The organism is Rhodobium orientis, assembly GCF_003258835.1.
Taxonomy (GTDB): Bacteria; Pseudomonadota; Alphaproteobacteria; order Rhizobiales; family Rhodobiaceae; genus Rhodobium; species Rhodobium orientis.
On sequence record NZ_NPEV01000035.1, the window covers coordinates 24,655 to 42,675 of the forward strand.

Consider the following 18,021-nt stretch of genomic DNA (forward strand, 5'->3'; position numbering starts at 1 on the left):
TAGGCTGGATACACTTAATATTTCTTTTAAGCACCGGCGGTAACAGGCTGCGCAAAATCGACGCAACCCCTTGAAATGTTTTGCTTCGTAGGAATTGGTAATACTGCATGGCAACAGCCACACGCATCGATTGCGGCGTCTGAAATTACGTGGTTGCGACGCCTTCCTGCCGGCTCAGGCGGTCGGCAGCCGGTAGTCGCCGAACTGCTCGCGGAGCGTCGTCTTCTTGATCTTGCCGGTCGCCGTGTGGGGGATTTCCTCCACGACCACGACGTCGTCGGGCAGCCACCATTTGGCGACCCGGCCCGCCATGAAGGCCAGAATATCGTCGCGGTTCGGCTCCCTGCCCTCGCGCGGCACGACGACGAGGAGCGGGCGCTCGTCCCATTTCGGATGGGCAACGCCGATGACGGCGGCTTCCGCGACGTCCGGGTGGCCGACGGCGAGGTTTTCCAGGTCGATGGTCGAGATCCATTCGCCGCCGGACTTGATAACGTCCTTGGAGCGGTCGGTGATCTGCATGTAGCCGTTTTCGTCCATATGGGCGACGTCGCCGGTATCGAAGAAGCCCTCGGCGTCGCGGATCTCGCCGCCCTCGCCCTTGAAATAGGCTTCCGCCACCGCCGGGCCCCGCACCTTCAGCCGGCCGAAGGTTTTTCCGTCCCACGGCACGTCGACGCCCTCGTCGTCGGTCACCCGCATTTCCACGGTGAAGGGCGGATGGCCCTGCTTTTCCTGGATGTCGAGGCGCGCGGCGCCCTCAAGGTCGGCATATTCCGGGGTCAGCGTGCAGATCGAGCCGAGCGGGCTCATCTCCGTCATGCCCCAGGCGTGGTAGACCTCGACGCCGTAGCGGGTCTGGAAGGCTTCCGTCATCGCCCGCGGGCAGGCCGAGCCGCCGATGACGACCCGCTCAAGGTAATCGAGCGTGCCGCCAGTCGCCTCCAGGTGCTGCAAGAGCATCAGCCAGACGGTGGGCACGGCGGCCGTCATCGTCACCCGCTCGTCCTGCAGCAGCCCGTGGATCGCCTCGCCCTCCATGCGCGGGCCGGGGAGCACCAGGGTGGCGCCGGCGAGCGGGCCGGAAAAGGCCAGCGACCAGCCATTGGCATGGAACAGCGGCACCACGGGCATCACCCGGTCGCGGCTCGAAATCGCCATCATGTCCGGCGTCACGGCGGCCATGGCGTGGAGCACGTTGGAGCGGTGGGAATAGACGACGCCCTTGGGCGATCCCGTCGTCCCGGAGGTGTAGCACATGCCGGCGGCGGTGTTCTCGTCGAACTCGGCCCACGAAAAATCGTCGTCGGCCTCGGCCAGCCAGTCCTCATAGACCGCAACCTCTTTCGGCAGCGACACCTCGGGCATGTGGTCCGGATCGGTGAGGACGATGATTTTTTCAATCGTCTTCAGGTCCGCGGCGATCTTTTCCACCAGCGGCAGGAAGGTGAGGTCGACGAACAGCAGCCGGTCCTCGGCGTGGTTGACGATCCAGGTGATCTGGTCGGCAAAGAGCCGCGGATTGACCGTGTGGTAGATAGCGCCGAGGCCGAGGAGGCCGTACCAGACCTCCATGTGGCGCCAGGTGTTCCAGGCGAGCGTCGCGCAGCGGTCGCCGAGCCCGATCCCCTCCCGCTCCAACCGCTTGGCGACCTGCAGGGAGCGCCGGCGCAGGGTCGCATAATCGGTGCGATGGACCGGCCCCTCCACCGACCGCGAAACCACCTCGCGCCGCCCATGATAGGTGGCGGCATGGTCGAGGATCTTCGTACACAACAGCGGCCAGTCCTGCATCAGGCCCAGCATGGCGTCTCTCCCTGGAGTTTTGTTCTCGTTGGGTGCAATTAAGCGGCTGGGGAGAGGGTTTGTCGAGGGGGCGTGAGTGGGCGCCAGTTCCAAATTGCAACGCTGATCGCCTATCGATGGCATTCGTACTCCAGTATCATCACGGTCGGTCCGTTATGTGGCTGCGGCCCGATCAAATCGGCCGTGTTATGAAAAAAGGACCACTATTCTATTTCCTTCAGATCCATGAAATTCTCCATTATTCCCGTTCGAGTTCCCAACCATGCATTAGCGCCCTTATAAGCGTCTTCTGTCGGTTCTTAACTATCCTTGGAACCCATTTTTCTTGAGCAATTACTTGGCTTGTCAGCGCGTAAGAGGAAACATTATTTGTTCCAGAAAAATATATATCGCATTTCTTCGAGAACTCATAATTTTGCGCCGACGAATTTTTTCTTTTATTTAGAGGCACCAAATTCGCCAAGCGATGAACCCAACGTTGGCGCTCATTGAGATCCGGCCACCAATCCGCCCACTGACTACTTTCATCTACAGTTTGTGGAAGCACATGTTCAATCGTTAAAATCCGAGGATCGTATGTAGCCGCCCCATCCGAGACAAAAGAATCCAGGCGAAGAACCAGGTAATTTCGTCTCCGGGGCGTCAGTCTATAAATATCCCCATCAAGAATCTCTTCGAACTCCCTTGCGTAATCCCTATCGAAATAAAGCGAATCCATTTCATCAGGCTCAAGCCCTTTCTCTACCTCCGAAATAGTGTCCGCGTATTGATCAATTCGATCATTAACATTGTATCGAGCAAGATGCATGAAGGCCGCTAAGCGCTCCAAAAGCTGAAAAAATCTTAAAACGTGCACTGGCCTGTGCTTGTGCATTTTCAAAAAAAGCATGGCGGGAGGAACCCAATCCGAATTATCTATCCTCTTCAACCAGACAATATATCTATTTATTTCTTCGGCGTATCTTTCTGAAGCAAATGAAACTGAACGAATATCATCGAGAGCGTCCGAAAATGGCTCAATGACATCATCAATCAATTTATCGGGATATGGATTTACGATCAATACATGCTTTCTAAACTCTTCGAGAAGAGAGCGTTTGGCTTTTTCCTTGGCAAAAATCATCCGAATATAGCTAAATAGATCGTTAAAACCGCCTCTTGTTAATTTTACCTCCATTTCCTCCCATTTTTCGTTGTAACATCGACGTGCGGCCTCGTCCCTTAACTTACCGATCACATCTGCTTTGATGATATCTGTGGGCTGAAGGTCGAGCCCGCGGCTATTCATGACTGAAAACACACGAAATGCAGATTCTTGAGTGGGAGTAGAAACTGCAACCAGATAGCAACGCGTCATCAAAAAGCGCACAAAATCCTCTAAATCCGCAACCTCTTCGAACTTTTTCTCAATCTTATTTAAAATATATTTAGAATTTAATTTAATGTTTATTTGCGACTCATTCGATAACGATGACTCGCTCAATTCAAACAACTCATCGAGCCGGAAATTTTGTATATAATTTTCGAAGAACTCAATATCTCTCTCGCGAAGCGTCAATCGTGGCTTTGGCCGAATGCCCTCCATCTTTTTTCCCGGTTCAAGAATGTACGGCTTGAGCTCGGGTGCCAACGCCCCACAATGCGCGGAAGCCATAGCTGACAACATTATGGTCAGTGTCGTAAGACGCTGCTGACCGTCAATAACCTCAGAATACGAAGAAAAATCTGATTTTATCAGAACTATACTACCTAAAAAATACCCTTCCTCCTCCTCTTCTCCATAAAATTCTATCAAGTCATCCAATAATTCCGAAACTTGATCAACAGTCCAAGCATACGGCCTTTGATAAGGAGGAATTACGAACTCGAATTCAGAGCTAAAAATCTTCGATAGCGGATGTTCAGCCCCACTAATTTTCTTTACCATTACACTCTCCTATTTCTTGGAATTTTCTAGGTCAAAACTCAAAATTCACCCGCCGTGAATCCAAGATTCGAAACGATCTGTATAATAAGCAGTCAACCGTCGGAACATTATCGGAAATGGATATCAAGCCCAATTCCAAATCATGACGACTATCTTCGCTCGATGGCCTCCGGATTCGAAAGCCAAACACCTTCGTCGAGAACGCCACAACGCGATCAGCATACTCTAACAGCCTCGTGCGATCATGTATCCGCAAGGAGGCACCCCTTCCCCACCGTCGAATTCCCCTCCCGACTTGGTTTTTGCACTGCAACACGCTATGAGAGCCCCCACACCACGGATCCGGGCGATGATCCCGGGCGGCGCCTCCCCCGCCGCCGATCCGTCGGACATTCCGCGACACCTTTCTTGCATGGCTGCGCCGGCTGCGCAGGGCGATAGAATTTGGGCTCTTCATGATCGACTTCACCCGCTACCGACACCAGTGGACCGACAACATCCGGGCCGACCTTCTGTCGGGCCTCGTCGTGGCGCTGGCGCTTATTCCCGAGGCGATTGCGTTTTCGATCATTGCCGGGGTCGATCCCAAGGTCGGGCTCTATGCCTCGTTCTCGATCGCGGTGGTCGTCGCCATTGCCGGCGGGCGGCCGGGGATGATCTCCGCGGCGACGGCGGCGACGGCCGTGCTGATGGTGACGCTGGTGCGCGACCACGGCCTGCAGTATCTCTTGGCCGCCACCGTCCTTGCCGGACTGTTGCAGGTCGGGGCCGGGCTCTTGAAGCTCGGCTCGGTGATGCGGTTCGTCTCGCGCTCGGTGATCACCGGCTTCGTCAATGCGCTCGCCATCCTCATCTTCCTGGCGCAGCTGCCCGAGCTCGACCCGTCGCGCGTGCCGCCGCTGACCTATGTTCTGGTCGCGGCGGGCCTTGCCATCATCTACCTCTTTCCGCGCCTCACCCGCGCCGTGCCCTCGCCGCTGGTGACCATCGTCGTCCTGACAGCGCTCACCATCTCCTTCGGCTGGGAGGTGCGCACCGTCGGCGACATGGGCGATCTGCCGGACACGCTGCCGGTGTTCCTCATTCCGGACATCCCGTTCACCTTCGAGACCCTGCGGATCATCTTTCCCTATTCGCTGGCCGTTGCCGTCGTCGGCCTGCTTGAAAGCCTGATGACCCAGCAGATCGTCGACGACCTCACCGACACATCGTCCGACCGCAACCAGGAATGCATCGGCCAGGGCCTCGCCAACACGGCGACCGGCTTCATCGGCGGCATGGCCGGCTGCGCCATGATCGGCCAGTCGATGATCAACGTGAAATCCGGCGGGCGCGGCCGGCTTTCCGCCTTTACCGCGGGCACCTGCCTCCTCTTCATGGTCGTCGTGCTCGGCGACCTGGTCGGCCAGATCCCGATGGCGGCCCTCGTCGCGATCATGATCATGGTCTCGATCGGCACCTTTTCCTGGAGCTCGATCAAGAATTTGAAGGAGCATCCCCGCTCCTCCTCCATCGTCATGCTGTCGACGGTCGTCTTCGTCGTCTACACGCACAATCTGGCCATCGGCGTCCTCGTCGGCGTGCTGTTCTCGGGCCTGTTCTTTGCCTGGAAGATCGCCCAGATCTTCCGGGTGACGACGACGATCAGCCCGGACGGGCGGCACCGCACCTACCGCATCGAGGGCCAGCTCTTCTTTGCCTCGGTGGAAAGCTTCATGCAGGCGCTCGACTTCAAGGAAGCGCCGGAGAAGGTGACTATCGACGTCAGCCACGCCCATATCTGGGACATTTCGTCCGTCTCGGCGCTGGACATGGCGGTGCTGAAATTCCGCCGCGAGGGGGCCGAGGTCGATATTGTCGGCATGAACGAGGCCTCGGAGACCATCGTCGACAGGCTGGCTATTCACGACAAGCCCGGCGCCATGGAAAAACTGCTCGGGCATTAGGGAGATTTCGATGACAACCGGCACTCTGATCGCCTTTGTGGACGGCTCGAAATACTCAAAGAGCGTCTGCCACTACGCGGCCTGGCTGGCGAAAAGGCTGAAGGCGACGGTCAAGATCTATCACGTCACCGCCCGCACCGAGGGCGACGACCGGCACGACCTCAGCGGCGCGATCCAGCTCGGCGCCCGCTCCAACCTTTTGGCGGAACTCTCCGAGCTCGACGCCAAGCGCGCCAAGCTCAGCCACGCCCAAGGCCGCGCCATCCTGGAGGACGCGCGGGCGATCGTGGAAGCCGACGGCGTTGCGGTCGAGACCCGGCTGCGCCAGGGCGATCTGGTCGAGACCTTGCAGGCCAAGGAGCACAATGGCGACATCGTCGTCATCGGCAAGCGCGGCGAGGCGGCCGACATGGCAAAGGGGCATCTCGGCTCCAACCTGGAGCGGGTCGTGCGCTCCAGCCACAAGCCGGTGTTCGTCACCAACCGCGAATTCGCGCCGGTCTCAAAGATCCTGATCGCCTTCGACGGCGGCCCCTCCTCCCTGAAGGCGGTGGATTTTTTGGCCCGCAGCACGCTCGCCGCACGCCTGCCCGTGGCGCTCGCCTTCGCCGGCACGGAGACGCGGGAGGTCCGAAAGGCCCTTGACGACGCGCGGGCGCTGTTGTCCGCCGGCGGCCTCGACGTGGAGATCGTCGTCGAGCCCGGCCGCCCGGAAGCCGCCCTTGCCCGCCTCGTCGAAGAGCGCGGCTACGACATGCTCGTCATGGGCGCCTACGGCCACTCCCGCATCCGCAACCTGATCATCGGCTCGACGACCTCGGAGATGATCCGGACGTGTAAGGTGCCGATTTTGTTGATGCGGTAGGGGGGGGCGAAGGCAGAGGCCGGGCGGGCGCTGCGATCGAGCGGTCGGAAAGACGAGTTTTCGAAGAATAGTTGGCCAAGAGGCGGCGCGGATTATCTCAGTCTCAATATTCGTCTTATTGCCTGATTTGGCAGATCACGGATCTAAAGCTCATCTTCTTGTAACCCCCCTCGAAGAACCTTTTCCCGAACTCCCTTTCTAGCTCAAGCAACTCCTTCTGCGCGCCCTTGTGCCCGAGCATCGAAGCATTTTTGAAGTAATTATAAGAAAGTCTAATGTTTCTTCCTGGGTCCAGAGCGGCAAACGGGTTGCCGGAAGGTGTTGCACCACGCATCCTTTCGCCGATTTCGAACAAGGCAGCCGGACTTCCCTCCAACGCCGCAATTGTCGCCCAGTCTCCTCTATAGAGATAATTCAGTGCGCCTCTCGCGTATTTTGCACCCTGGGCCTCGGCTGTTTCCAAATTTCTGACGGCACCGCATCTGTCAATACCGGTTTTGAGGAACCCAGATCCAAGCAATACTGCTTTCTGGAAGTATATACCGCCGTCATCCTCCGGAGAGTAATTCCGGATTAATTCCCACGCGAATTCATATCTCTTCTCACGGATAGCGTTATTAAATTCATCTTCGTCAAATTCTCCGGATAAGGAACTCTGGCCTGACATGATCAAGAAACCAAAACACATAATAAATTTAAGCCAACTCTCCCTATTTCTTGCGTTCATTTTCGCGTTTCTCTGCTTGGGGCGCTTTCGTATCGAAAGCTGTTTTCGAATGCACGGTCGGGCGGCTGCGCTTGGTGGGCAAGGATACAATTTTCGGCTGTAGGAACATAGCGTTGAACGACGATTGACACGCATGGCCATTGGTCGCGGCGAGCTCGGCGCAGTGCGCCCTACACCCGCGTCATCAGCCAATCCCCCTACTCCACTCCAACCACCCCCAACACTTCCCCCAATTCCTCCACCACATGATCCGCATGCTCCGCCAACACCGCGCGTTCATGCATCCCCGTCGTCACCCCGATGGCCAACACCCCAGCGGCCTTGGCCGCACGCATGTCGTGCAAGGAGTCGCCGACGAAGGCGATTTCGCGCGGCGCCAGGCCGTTCATCTGCGCGAAGGCGTTGATCTGGCCGGGGTCGGGTTTCCAGCCGTGGCCGGTGTCGTAGCCGATGACGTCTTTGAGGTGGGTGTCGATGCCGACGGTGGCCAGTTGGGCGCGGGCGCAGGATTCCGTGTCGTTGGTGATGCACGCAGTGAGGATGTTGGCGGCGGCAAGGTCTGTCAGCAGGGCTTCCGCGCCGGGGAGCGTTGCGGCGTGGCGGACGGAGTTTTCCTCCAGCAAGCGGTCGATGCGGGAGATGAGGGCGGCGTCGCAGGCAATGCCCAGCCGCTCGGCGAGGAAAGGCGCGTAGTCGCCGGTGGCGTTGGCGAAGATGATGGAGTCGCGGGAAAAGCGCCGGGTCGCCAGGTCGTAGCCGGCGATTTCCGCGAGGTCCGCCATGGTCGCCGCGTCGCCGGTGCACAGATCGTCCAGCACCGCATGGGCGGCCGGGCCGAATGTGGCGTCGAAGTCGAGTAGCGTTCCGTCCTTGTCGAACAGCACAGCCCGGATCGTCACGTTTTTTTCTCCCCCTGCCGGTCTTCACGGATAACCAACGACCAGGCGCGTCCGGCGCCGCGCGAGGACATAGCAGCCCCTTGGCGCCGCGCCAACGGCGGGCCTTGCGGTCGCCCCACAACTGTGATCAGGCTTGGGGGATCGTTACGACCCGGCCGCGCCCTTTTCGCGACAGATGAGAGAGCCCGACGGCCGCGCCTTCTTTTATCATTTGAGGAGCCGACCATGCCGCTGACCAATGTCCAGGCGCGCGATCTCGCCACCATCCTCCACCCCTATACGCCGCTGCACACGCTGCCCCAGACCGGCCCCCTCGTGCTCGACCACGGCAAGGGCGTCTTCGTCTACGACACCCAGGGCAACGAATATATCGAGGGCATGTCCGGGCTCTGGTGCGCCGGCCTCGGCTTCGGCGACGCGGAGCTGATCGATGCCGCCACGGAGCAGATGCACAAGCTGCCCTACTATCACCTGTTCGGCGGCAAGGGCATGGAGCCGGCCATCGAGCTCGGCGAAAAGCTGAAGGAAATCGCGCCGATGCCGGTCTCCAAGGTGTTCTTCACCTCGTCCGGCTCGGAGGCCAACGACACCCAGGTCAAGCTCGCCTGGTACTACAACAACGCGCTGGGCCGGCCGGAAAAGAAGAAGATCATCTCGCGCATGAAGGCCTATCACGGGGTGACCGTGATGAGCGGCTCGCTGACCGGGCTGCCGATCGTCCATGGCGACTTCGACCTGCCGGTGGCCGGCGTCCTCCACACCGACTGCCCGCACCACTACCGCTTCGCCGAAGCGAGCGAGAGCGAGGATGATTTCGTCGCCCGTCTGGCGGCAAACCTGAAGGCTTTGATCGAGGCGGAAGGCCCGGAGACGATCGCCGCCTTTATTGCCGAGCCGATCATGGGCGCGGGCGGCGTCATCCTGCCGCCGGAGGGGTATTTTCAGGCGATCCGGCCGATCCTTGCCGAGCACGACATCCTCTTCATCGACGACGAGGTGATCTGCGGTTTCGGGCGCACCGGCAACTGGTGGGGCGCGGAGACCTACGGGTTCGAGCCGGACACGCTGTCGGCCGCCAAGCAGATGACGTCGGCCTATGCGCCGCTCGGCGCCGTCCTGGTGCCTGAACGGATGGTCGAGGCGTTCGAGGCGGAGTCCGCCAAGCTCGGCGCCTTCGGCCACGGCTTCACCTATGGCGGCCACCCGCTCGGCTGCGCCGTCGGCGCCAAGGCCATCGAGATCTACCAGAAGCGCGACATCCTCGGCCATGTGCGGAAACTGGCGCCGCAGTTCGAGGCGCGGCTCGCAAAGCTTGCCGATCATCCCCTCGTCGGCGAGGCGCGCGGCAAGGGGCTGATCGGCGGCGTGGAACTGGTCGCCGACAAGGCCACAAAGCGGCCGTTCGGCGCCAAATCCGGCGTTGCCGCCCGGATGGTCAAATTCGCCGAGGCGCGCGGCGCGATCTTCCGGCCGATCGGCGACACCGTCGCCCTCTGCCCGCCGATGGTCATCACCGAGGCGGAGCTGGACCTCCTGTTCGACAAGATGGAAGCGGCCTTGGGCGACGCGGAGGACTGGGTCCGCAAGGAAGGGCTTCGGGAGAAGTAAAAGCTCTTTTCTCGCTCACGGCCGAGCGTTCGCTAACGCTCGCTGGCCTTGCGCGAGGGCGGCGCATCGGCGCCGGCGGCCGTTCGGCCTTGCGATCCCTATCGGGATCGAGGTGCACGGCGTGCCGGCTTCAGCACAAAGCCGGCGCAGCTCTCCGTCGTCACCCCGGGAGGAGCGAAGCGGAGACCCGGGGCCCATTGCCCCTCCCGGCGCGGCAGCCCATCGCGGACCTCGATGCGGCCATCGTCGACGCAAAGGCCTTGTTTCACCAACCCATGGCCTACCGTCCGGTGAGGGCAACGGACCCCGGCTCGAGGGCCGGGGTGACGGCAGAGGGAAGCGATGGCGAGCACCAGATCGCCGGCGCCTGTGAACGCCGCCTCACCCGCGTCGTATCGGCCCCATCCACAATACATTCATTCTACATGCATTAAGTGGATTCACCCGCCTTCTTATACTTTTGATGGATAAGGGGAATTCCGGAGATTCGGGATTTTTGACCCGCCGGACGGCCCGACAGAGCGGCGAAAAGTGTTAACGAAAAGCCGCGGACTGGGCTCACGCGTTGAAATATTTCGCCTCACATGCGGTAACATGCGCCGTGCAAAGCGATTTCGTGATCACAGATTTGAATTCGTTTTGGCGCGCGCTTTTTGTGCAACAGTCGCGCCGGCGAAAATCGCATTTCGACCAATTCCTTGCACCTCTTAACGCGTTTTACGGCCTTTCCGTAAAAGACCATATGATTGACACAAGGGATTCCATTTTACTGTTTTTGTTGTCATTTCGGAATCAATTCCGATTTTCCTATCTGAAGATCGCGCCGGGATAACAAGTATTCGGAATACTGTTTCACCCGCACATGCCATGCACATTGAAGGTGCGGCACCGGCGGCAGCATGCCGAAAATTGCACCATGGCGCCGAAATCGGCGGACTATGTCATGGAGCGACACAGAATGTGATTGGCTCGATAGGGAAGGTTTCAGAAACCATCACGATTATGGCGCAATCGCCTCCTAGGTGAGCCGTCGCGTCCAAGTCGGGCGCAAAACAGTCACATCACCGCGGGCTCGGGGAACTGTGTCGGGGTCCGCAAACCACACGATGGGTGGGTTTTCGTTATGGACTACAAGACTGCCGAAGCAATGATCCGCAATGACAAGGATTCGGATCTGGACCGTCTATACAAGCCGGTCGGCATTGCGGCCGTCAGCGCTGCTGCCATCTGCTGCCAGGAAAAGAAGGACGCCGGCAAGTCGCGCAAGTGACCACCGGGTCTTTCTAAAAAAACATCCCGACATCGCCGCGCCCCTTTCCGGCGTCACGCCGCGAGGGTGGATCTTTCGGCGATTTCGCGGAGCGCCCCGCGGCTGGCGGGACGGCCTTTGCGGTGAACGGGTCGGGATGTTCGGCGTTCGCGCTCTTCTCGTTTACGGGAACAGGCGCACCGTTTGCCACGGCGCCTTGTCGTGGTCGCGGCTGAAGACCAGGCGGTCGTGCAGCCGGAACGGGCGGTCGCGCCAGAACTCGATCGATTGCGGCACCACGCGGAACCCCGACCAATGCGGCGGCCGGGGGATCTTGCCGATGCCGTATTTGGCGGCATAGCGGGCCACTTCCTTTTCCAGATGGAACCGGCTTTCCAGCGGCCGCGACTGTTGTGAGGCCCAGGCGCCGATACGGCTCTGGCGCGCGCGGCTGTCGTAATAGGCGTCCGCCTCCGCATCGGTGACGGGAACGACCGGGCCGCGCACGCGCACCTGCCGGCGCAGGCTCTTCCAGTGAAAGCAGAGCGCCGCCTTCGGCGTTGCCGCGAGCTCGACGCCCTTGGTGCTTTCCAGGTTCGTGTAGAAGACGAAGCCGGCCGGGTCGACGCCCTTCAAAAGCACCATGCGCACATCGGGCATGCCGTCTTCATCGACGGTCGCCAGGGACATGGCGTTGGGGTCGTTGGGTTCGGTCTTTTCCGCCTCGGCGAGCCACTCGCCGAACAGCCGGAACGGCTCGTCACTGTCGAAAATATCGTGCTCTTCGGCCTCTTGGGTCACGGCTGGAGATCCTGATCGTTGTTTTCTTCTTCCTTCTGGATCGCGGCATACAGCAAATCGCGCTGACAATCACCCCGCCAGCCGCTACAACTCGGCGGGCGCGCCGGCGGATGGTGCGGGATCGCACTCGCGCGCCTGCCGGCTTCTGGAATTTTTTCCTATCGGTTCCCATATTGCCGGTGAGAGAGGGCCGACGGGCGCGGTCTGCGCCGTCGGCGGAAAAGACAACATACGGGACGATCTGAATGCGTGATCCTTATACCGTTCTCGGTGTTTCGCGGGACGCTTCGGAGGCCGACGTCAAGAAGGCCTTCCGCAAGCTGGCGAAGAAGTTCCACCCGGACAGCAATCCGGGGGACAAGGCCGCGCAGGCGAAATTCTCCGAGATCAACACCGCCTATGAAATCGTCGGCGACAAGGAAAAGCGGGCCAAGTTCGACCGCGGCGAGATCGACGCCGATGGCAAGCCGACCTTTCACGGCTTCGAGGGCCATCCGGGCGGCGGGTTCGGAGGCTTCGGCGGCGACCGCGGCCAGGCCCACGGCTTCCGCTATTCCTCGGAAAACATGTCCGACGTCGGCATGGACGACATCCTCAGCCAGATTCTCGGCGGCATGGGCGGCGGCCGGCGCGCCAAGGCCGGTGGCTTCGGCGCAAGGGCCCAGCCCCAGGCCGTGCGCGGCGAGGACGTAACGGTGACGGCCTCCGTCAGCCTTGAGGACGTCGTCGCCGGCAGGAAGGCGCGGGTGACGCTGCCGACCGGCAAGACCCTCGACGTGGCGCTGCCTCAGGGCGTCGACGACGGCCAGCAGATCCGGCTCAAGGGCCAGGGCCAGCCGGGCCAGCTCGGTGGGCCGGCCGGCGATGCGCTGGTCAAGGTCGCCTTTGCGCCGCACAAGCTCTTCAAGGTCGACGGCCACACCTTGAAGCTCGACCTGCCGATCGGCCTCGACGAGGCCGTGCTCGGCGCCAAGGTGCGGGTGCCGACGCTGGAGGGCGCGGTCGAAATGACGGTGCCGGCGGGCTCGAATGGCGGGCGCACCCTGCGGCTGCGCGGCAAGGGCCTGCCGCTCGCTAAGGGCGGGCGCGGCGACCTCCTGATCCAGCTTCGCATCACCCTGCCGGAAGGCGGCGACAGCGATCTGGAAGAGCTGATGAAGAAATGGCGCGACGCCAGGCGCTATTCCGCCCGCGGCGAGGAATTCGGCGCGGCGTAGGGCGGACGCTTCTGAGATATTGATCTGCAACGGACGGCCACCGATGATGATCTACTGATGGCTGTTTATTCTTTGCGACTGCCCGCTGGATTGCCGCGTCGGCCTAAAGGCCTCCTCGCAATGACGTCTTGTTTTATGAATCAATCAGTTATCGTCATTGCGAGCGCAGCGAAGCAATCCAGGGGCAACCCGCTCCGATGCCGGCGACGACGCTCCCCTACCCCGGCTTACCGCTGAGGAAACTGTGGAAGGCCGTGCGGGCTTCCTCGGAGCGCAGGCGCTCGCGGAAGAGGTCGGCTTCCTCCTCGATGCGGGCGATGACGTCCATCGGATCGCCGCGCAGCAGCCGGCGCGCGGCCGTCAGGGCCGCCTGGGGCTTGGCCGCCAGTTCGCGGGCCGCGGCGAAGGCCTGGGTCTCCACATCGTCGCTGCGCACCACCGCGTTGACGAGGCCCGCCGCGTGGGCCTGTTCGGCGTCGAAGGTGGCGCCGAGGCAGAGCAGCTCGAACGCCCGCGGCAGGCCGAGGAGCCGCGGGGCGAGCAGGCTGGAGGCCGCCTCCGGCACCAGGCCGAGGTCGAGGAAGGGCGTGCGGAACACGGAGTTCGGGCTGGCATAGACCAGGTCGCAATGCATCAGCATGGTCGTGCCGATGCCGATGGCGAGCCCGTCGACGGCGGCGATCATCGGCTTGTCGACGGTCGCCAGCGTCTTCAAAAAGTGGATCACCGCCTCGCCGAGCGCGCCCTCCTCGGCAAAGCTCAAAAAGTCCTCGATGTCGTTGCCGGCCGTGAATGCGCCGGGCACGCCGGCCAGCAGATGGACGCGGACCGCCTCGTCCTGCTCGCCGGTGCGAAGCGCCTCGGTGAGTGTCTCGTACATGGCGTTGGTGATGGCGTTCTTCTTTTCCGGGCGGTCGAGGCGCAGGCGCTGGACGCCGGCCTCGCGGTCGATGCGGATGTGTTCGGTCATCGCGGTCACGCCGACAGGAGGTCGGGATCGGCGGCAAGGATGCTCGCCGCACCGCCGGTGACCGTTTCCTTCAGGCCGCCGCTGGCCGTCAGGATGTTTTCTGCAAAGAACCGGGCGGTGTGGATGTGGGCGGCGGCGGCACCCGAGCCGTCCGCGGAATTCGCCGCGGCAAGCGCGCCGCGGGCAAGGCCGGCGCCGCCGGCGGCGAGCGACAGCAGCCGCAGATAGGGCGTTGCCCCGGCCAGCGCCTCGGAGATGCGGCCCTCGCCGACGGCGGCAAGCAGCCATTCCGTCGCGACCTCCGTGTCGTCCAGCGCCGCATTCAGCCTCTCGCCGATGCGGCCGAAATCGACCCGGTTGGAGGCTGCGGCCCTTTCCGCTACCTCACGCAGCTCAGACAGATACCCGCGTACGGCCTCGCCGCCGGACTGGGGCAGCTTCCTCATGATGAGGTCGATCGCCTGGATGCCGTTGGTGCCCTCGTAGATCATGGCGATGCGGGAATCGCGCAGGTGCTGGGCGGCGCCGGTCTCCTCCACATAGCCCATGCCGCCATGGATCTGGACGCCGATGGAGGCGACCTCGAAACCGATGTCGGTGGAGAACGCCTTGGCGAGCGGCGTCAGCAGGTTGGCCCGCTCCTGCCAGGTCTTGCCGGCCTCGCCCTCCTCGATGCGACCGCGGTCGATGGCTTCCGCGCAGGCGTAGCAGATGGCGCGCGAGGCGTGTACGAGCGCCTTCATGGTGGCGAGGTTGCGGCGCACATCCGGGTGCAGCGCGATCGGCGCCATGCCCTCGCCCTGCCAGTCCGGATTGCGGCCCTGGCGGCGCTCCTCGGCATAAGCGAGCGCCTGCTGGAAGGCGCGCTCGGCGATCCCGACGCCCTGCAGGCCGACGATCAGGCGGGCGTTGTTCATCATCGTGAACATGCAGGCAAGGCCGCGATTTTCCTCGCCGACCAGCCAGCCGACGGCACCGTCCTTCTCGCCGTAGAGCATGGTGCAGGTGGGCGAGCCGTGGATGCCGAGCTTTTCCTCCACATTGGCGCAGAGGAGGTCGTTGGCGGGCCCGAGGCTGCCGTCCTCGTTGACGAGGAATTTCGGCACGGCAAAGAGCGAGATGCCCCTGGTGCCGGCCGGCGCATCGGGCAGGCGCGCCAGCACGAGATGGACGATGTTGTCGGTGAGGTCATGCTCGCCATAGGTGATGAAGATTTTCTGGCCGAACAACCGGTAGCTGCCGTCGCCGGCGCGCTCGGCCCGGGTGCGCAGCGCATTGAGGTCGGAGCCGGCCTGGGGTTCGGTCAGGTTCATGGTCGCCATCCATTCGCCCGAGACGAGCCTTTTCAGATAGCGCTCCTGAACCTCGGGACTGGCATGGGCGGCGAAGGCCTCGATGGAGCCGACGGTCAGCGTCGGGCCGACGCCGAAGGCCATCGACGCGGCATTCCACATCTCCTGTGTGGCGGCGAGCATCACCGTCGGCAGCCCCTGGCCGCCGAATTCCTCCGGCGCGGAAAGACCCGCCCAGCCGGCCGCGCACCAGGCCTCATAGACCCGCCGCCAGCCCTCCGGCATCGTCACCTTGCCGTCCTTGAAGTGGGCGTGCTCGGCATCGCCGACGCGGTTCAGCGGCGCGATCTCCTCGCTCGCGAACTTGCCGGCCTCCTCCAGGATGGCGTCCATCAGGTCTTCGCTGAGATCGCCGAGGCGGCCCTCGGCGAGAAGTTCCGAGACGCCGGTCATGTGCTTCAGGGTGAAGGCGATATCGGACACCGGCGCGCGGTAGCTCATGAAATTCCTCCCTCAAGGACCGGCACCGGCCCCTTGACGCCTGCGGCAAGCGGCGTCAAAACCGCGCCAGTTCGTACTTTTTCCAGCACTCTATCGCCCCCCGCCGCCCCGTCAATGGCGGGTTACGCGTGCCCGGCCGCTGCGGACCGGCCGGCGCCGGCTCCCGGGGACCGCCATGAAGATCTGGCCCATCGATCCTCTGCCGACCCGTTTCGACGGCGACCCGGGCTTTGCCGAAGCGCTGCAATACCTTGCCGCGGGCGACCTTGTCGCCGTGCCGACCGAGACGGTCTACGGGCTTGCGGCGGACGCCACCAGCGCCGATGCGGTGGCCGGCATTTTCGCGGCCAAGGAGCGGCCGACCTTCAACCCGCTGATCAGCCATGTGGAGAGCCTGGAAGCCGGCGAGCGCCACGGCGTCTTCGATGCGACGGCGCGAAAGCTGGCGGAGGCGTTCTGGCCCGGCCCGCTGACCCTCGTCGTGGAGCGCCGGAGTTCGTCGCCGATCTGCGATCTTGCGACCGCGGGGCTGTCGACCGTCGGGCTCAGGGTCCCGGCCACGGCGGTGACGCGGGCGCTGACGGCGGCGCTCGGCCGGCCGCTTGCCGCGCCCAGCGCCAACCGGTCCGGACGCATCAGCGCAACGACGGCGGAAGCCGTCGCCGCCGATCTCGGCGAGCGCATCGCCGGCATCATCGATTGCGGGCCGACCCCGGTCGGCGTGGAGTCGACCATCGTCGCCATCGTCGGGCCCGACCCGGTTCTCCTCAGGCCCGGCGGCATCCCCCGCGGCGCCATCGAAGAGCTTCTCGGCCGGCCGCTTGCGGCCCCTAAGGACGCCGCGGACCGCCCCTCGGCGCCGGGAATGCTCGCCTCGCACTACGCGCCCGATGCCGGCGTCCGGCTCGATGCCGAGGACGTCCGGCCCGGCGAGGCGCTGCTCGCCTTCGGTCCCGATCTGCCGCCGGGAGCGGACGCCGCCCTTGCCGTTGCCAACCTCTCGGCTGCCGGCGATCTGACGGAAGCGGCGAAAAATCTCTTCGGCCTGATGCGTCGGCTCGACGCAAGCGGCGCGGCGACGATTGCCGTCATGCCGATCCCGGCAGACGGCCTCGGCGAGGCGATCCGCGACCGGCTTGCCAGAGCGGCTGCACCGCGAAATATGCATCATCCGTAAAATACACTTGTTGACAAGCGTCCCGGCTCCATCGTCTGATTCCCAATTCGGGAGCAACAGGAAACGCCATTGGCCACGCTTTACATTTCGCACCCCGTGTTCCTGGAACACGTCACGCCGCTCGGCCATCCGGAGCGCGCCGACCGGTTGCGCGCCATCGACCGCATCCTGGAGCACGAGCGTTTCCAGTCGCTGCAGCGGGACGTGCCGCCGAAGGCGACGATGGAACAGCTCCTCTTTGCCCATCCGGAAGAGCACATCCTCGACGTCGAGGCGTCGATCCCGATGGAGGGCGTCGCCCATATCGACTCCGACACCACCGTCTCGTCGGGAAGCTGGGAGGCGGCCTCGCGGGCGGCTGGCGCGGCGATCCTTGCCGTCGACGACGTCATGAAGGGCATCGTCCAGAACGCCTTTTGCGCCATCCGGCCGCCGGGGCACCACGCCGAGGCCGACACCTCGATGGGCTTCTGCCTGTTCAACAACGCCGCCATCGGCGCCCGCCAGGCCCAGCGCAAGCACGGCGCGGAGCGGGTCGCGATCATCGATTTCGACGTCCATCACGGCAACGGCACCCAGGACATCTTCTGGAACGACCCCACCGTGATGTACGCCTCCACGCACCAGTTTCCGCTCTATCCCGGCACCGGGGCAGCGAACGAGACCGGCGTCGGCAACATCGTCAACGCGCCGCTCGATCCTGGCGCCGGCGGGGCGGAATTCCGCGAGGCCTTCGACATCGCCATCCTGCCGGCGGTGGAGAAGTTCAGTCCGGACCTGATCATCATCTCGGCCGGCTTCGACGGCCACGCCCGGGACCCGCTCGCCCACCTCAACCTGGTGGAGGCCGATTTCGCCTGGGCCACCAAGAAGCTGATGGACATCGCCGACCGCACCTGCGAGGGCCGCGTGGTCTCGCTGCTGGAAGGCGGCTACGACCTGGAATCCCTCGCCCGCTCCACCGCCGCCCATGTGCTGTCGCTGATGGGGTCCTGACACCTGGCCGGGCCGGGTTGACCTTTGGGCTCCCAGGGCA

General features: G+C 62.7%; 14 protein-coding genes. 7 read left to right on the forward strand and 7 right to left on the reverse strand.

The annotated features are described in order from the left end of the window. Positions 1–174 precede the first annotated feature (174 nt). Positions 175–1,806 carry a long-chain-fatty-acid--CoA ligase gene (locus CH339_RS15390; protein ID WP_111435253.1) on the reverse strand — a complete coding sequence of 544 codons (1,632 nt, stop codon included), beginning with the start codon at positions 1,804–1,806 and terminating at the stop codon, positions 175–177. Positions 1,807–2,044: 238 nt separating this feature from the next. Next, entirely contained in the window at positions 2,045–3,733 is a 1,689-nt protein-coding gene (locus CH339_RS15395; protein ID WP_111435254.1) for a DUF262 domain-containing protein, read from the reverse strand. A 455-nt stretch (positions 3,734–4,188) separates the two neighbouring features. Between CH339_RS15395 and CH339_RS15400 the strand changes: the two genes are divergently transcribed. Both CH339_RS15400 and CH339_RS15405 read left to right on the forward strand, forming a co-directional pair. Next, on the forward strand, positions 4,189–5,679 hold the full coding sequence (locus CH339_RS15400) for a SulP family inorganic anion transporter (protein WP_111435255.1): 1,491 nt from the start codon (positions 4,189–4,191) through the stop codon (positions 5,677–5,679). A gap of 10 nt (positions 5,680–5,689) precedes the next feature. Further along, the gene (locus CH339_RS15405; RefSeq protein WP_111435256.1) at positions 5,690–6,544 is read left to right on the forward strand and encodes a universal stress protein; all 855 of its coding nucleotides are present in this window, start codon (positions 5,690–5,692) and stop codon (positions 6,542–6,544) included. Between the two features lie 115 nt (positions 6,545–6,659). Here the strand turns inward: CH339_RS15405 and CH339_RS24380 are convergent, their stop codons facing one another. Together CH339_RS24380 and CH339_RS15410 are read right to left on the reverse strand one after the other, a co-directional pair. Further along, positions 6,660–7,271: a hypothetical protein gene (locus CH339_RS24380; RefSeq protein ID WP_146610196.1), complete on the reverse strand. Its 612-nt coding sequence runs from the start codon at positions 7,269–7,271 to the stop codon at positions 6,660–6,662. 197 nt (positions 7,272–7,468) lie between these two features. Continuing rightward, entirely contained in the window at positions 7,469–8,170 is a 702-nt protein-coding gene (locus CH339_RS15410; RefSeq protein ID WP_111435257.1) for an HAD family hydrolase, read from the reverse strand. Between the two features lie 225 nt (positions 8,171–8,395). Between CH339_RS15410 and CH339_RS15415 the strand changes: the two genes are divergently transcribed. Together CH339_RS15415 and CH339_RS24730 are read left to right on the forward strand one after the other, a co-directional pair. After that, positions 8,396–9,778: an aminotransferase gene (locus CH339_RS15415; RefSeq protein WP_111435258.1), complete on the forward strand. Its 1,383-nt coding sequence runs from the start codon at positions 8,396–8,398 to the stop codon at positions 9,776–9,778. A 1,123-nt stretch (positions 9,779–10,901) separates the two neighbouring features. After that, positions 10,902–11,048, forward strand: coding sequence for a hypothetical protein (locus tag CH339_RS24730; protein WP_170138539.1), 147 nt, complete (start codon positions 10,902–10,904; stop codon positions 11,046–11,048). A gap of 162 nt (positions 11,049–11,210) precedes the next feature. Here the strand turns inward: CH339_RS24730 and pdxH are convergent, their stop codons facing one another. Continuing rightward, on the reverse strand, positions 11,211–11,828 hold the full coding sequence (gene pdxH, locus CH339_RS15420) for a pyridoxamine 5'-phosphate oxidase (protein WP_111435259.1): 618 nt from the start codon (positions 11,826–11,828) through the stop codon (positions 11,211–11,213). Between the two features lie 245 nt (positions 11,829–12,073). Here pdxH and CH339_RS15425 point away from each other — a divergent pair, with 245 nt between their 5' ends. Beyond that, entirely contained in the window at positions 12,074–13,045 is a 972-nt protein-coding gene (locus tag CH339_RS15425; RefSeq protein WP_111435260.1) for a DnaJ C-terminal domain-containing protein, read from the forward strand. Positions 13,046–13,262: 217 nt separating this feature from the next. Here CH339_RS15425 and CH339_RS15430 read toward each other — a convergent pair whose 3' ends face one another. After that, the gene (locus CH339_RS15430; RefSeq protein ID WP_111435279.1) at positions 13,263–14,015 is read right to left on the reverse strand and encodes a crotonase/enoyl-CoA hydratase family protein; all 753 of its coding nucleotides are present in this window, start codon (positions 14,013–14,015) and stop codon (positions 13,263–13,265) included. A 5-nt stretch (positions 14,016–14,020) separates the two neighbouring features. After that, positions 14,021–15,808, reverse strand: a complete 1,788-nt coding sequence (locus tag CH339_RS15435) for an acyl-CoA dehydrogenase (protein ID WP_111435261.1) — start codon at positions 15,806–15,808, stop codon at positions 14,021–14,023. Positions 15,809–15,983: 175 nt separating this feature from the next. Between CH339_RS15435 and CH339_RS15440 the strand changes: the two genes are divergently transcribed. Both CH339_RS15440 and CH339_RS15445 read left to right on the forward strand, forming a co-directional pair. Beyond that, the gene (locus tag CH339_RS15440) at positions 15,984–16,985 is read left to right on the forward strand and encodes an L-threonylcarbamoyladenylate synthase (protein WP_111435262.1); all 1,002 of its coding nucleotides are present in this window, start codon (positions 15,984–15,986) and stop codon (positions 16,983–16,985) included. A gap of 69 nt (positions 16,986–17,054) precedes the next feature. Continuing rightward, on the forward strand, positions 17,055–17,981 hold the full coding sequence (locus tag CH339_RS15445) for a histone deacetylase family protein (RefSeq protein ID WP_111435263.1): 927 nt from the start codon (positions 17,055–17,057) through the stop codon (positions 17,979–17,981). Positions 17,982–18,021: the final 40 nt, after the last annotated feature.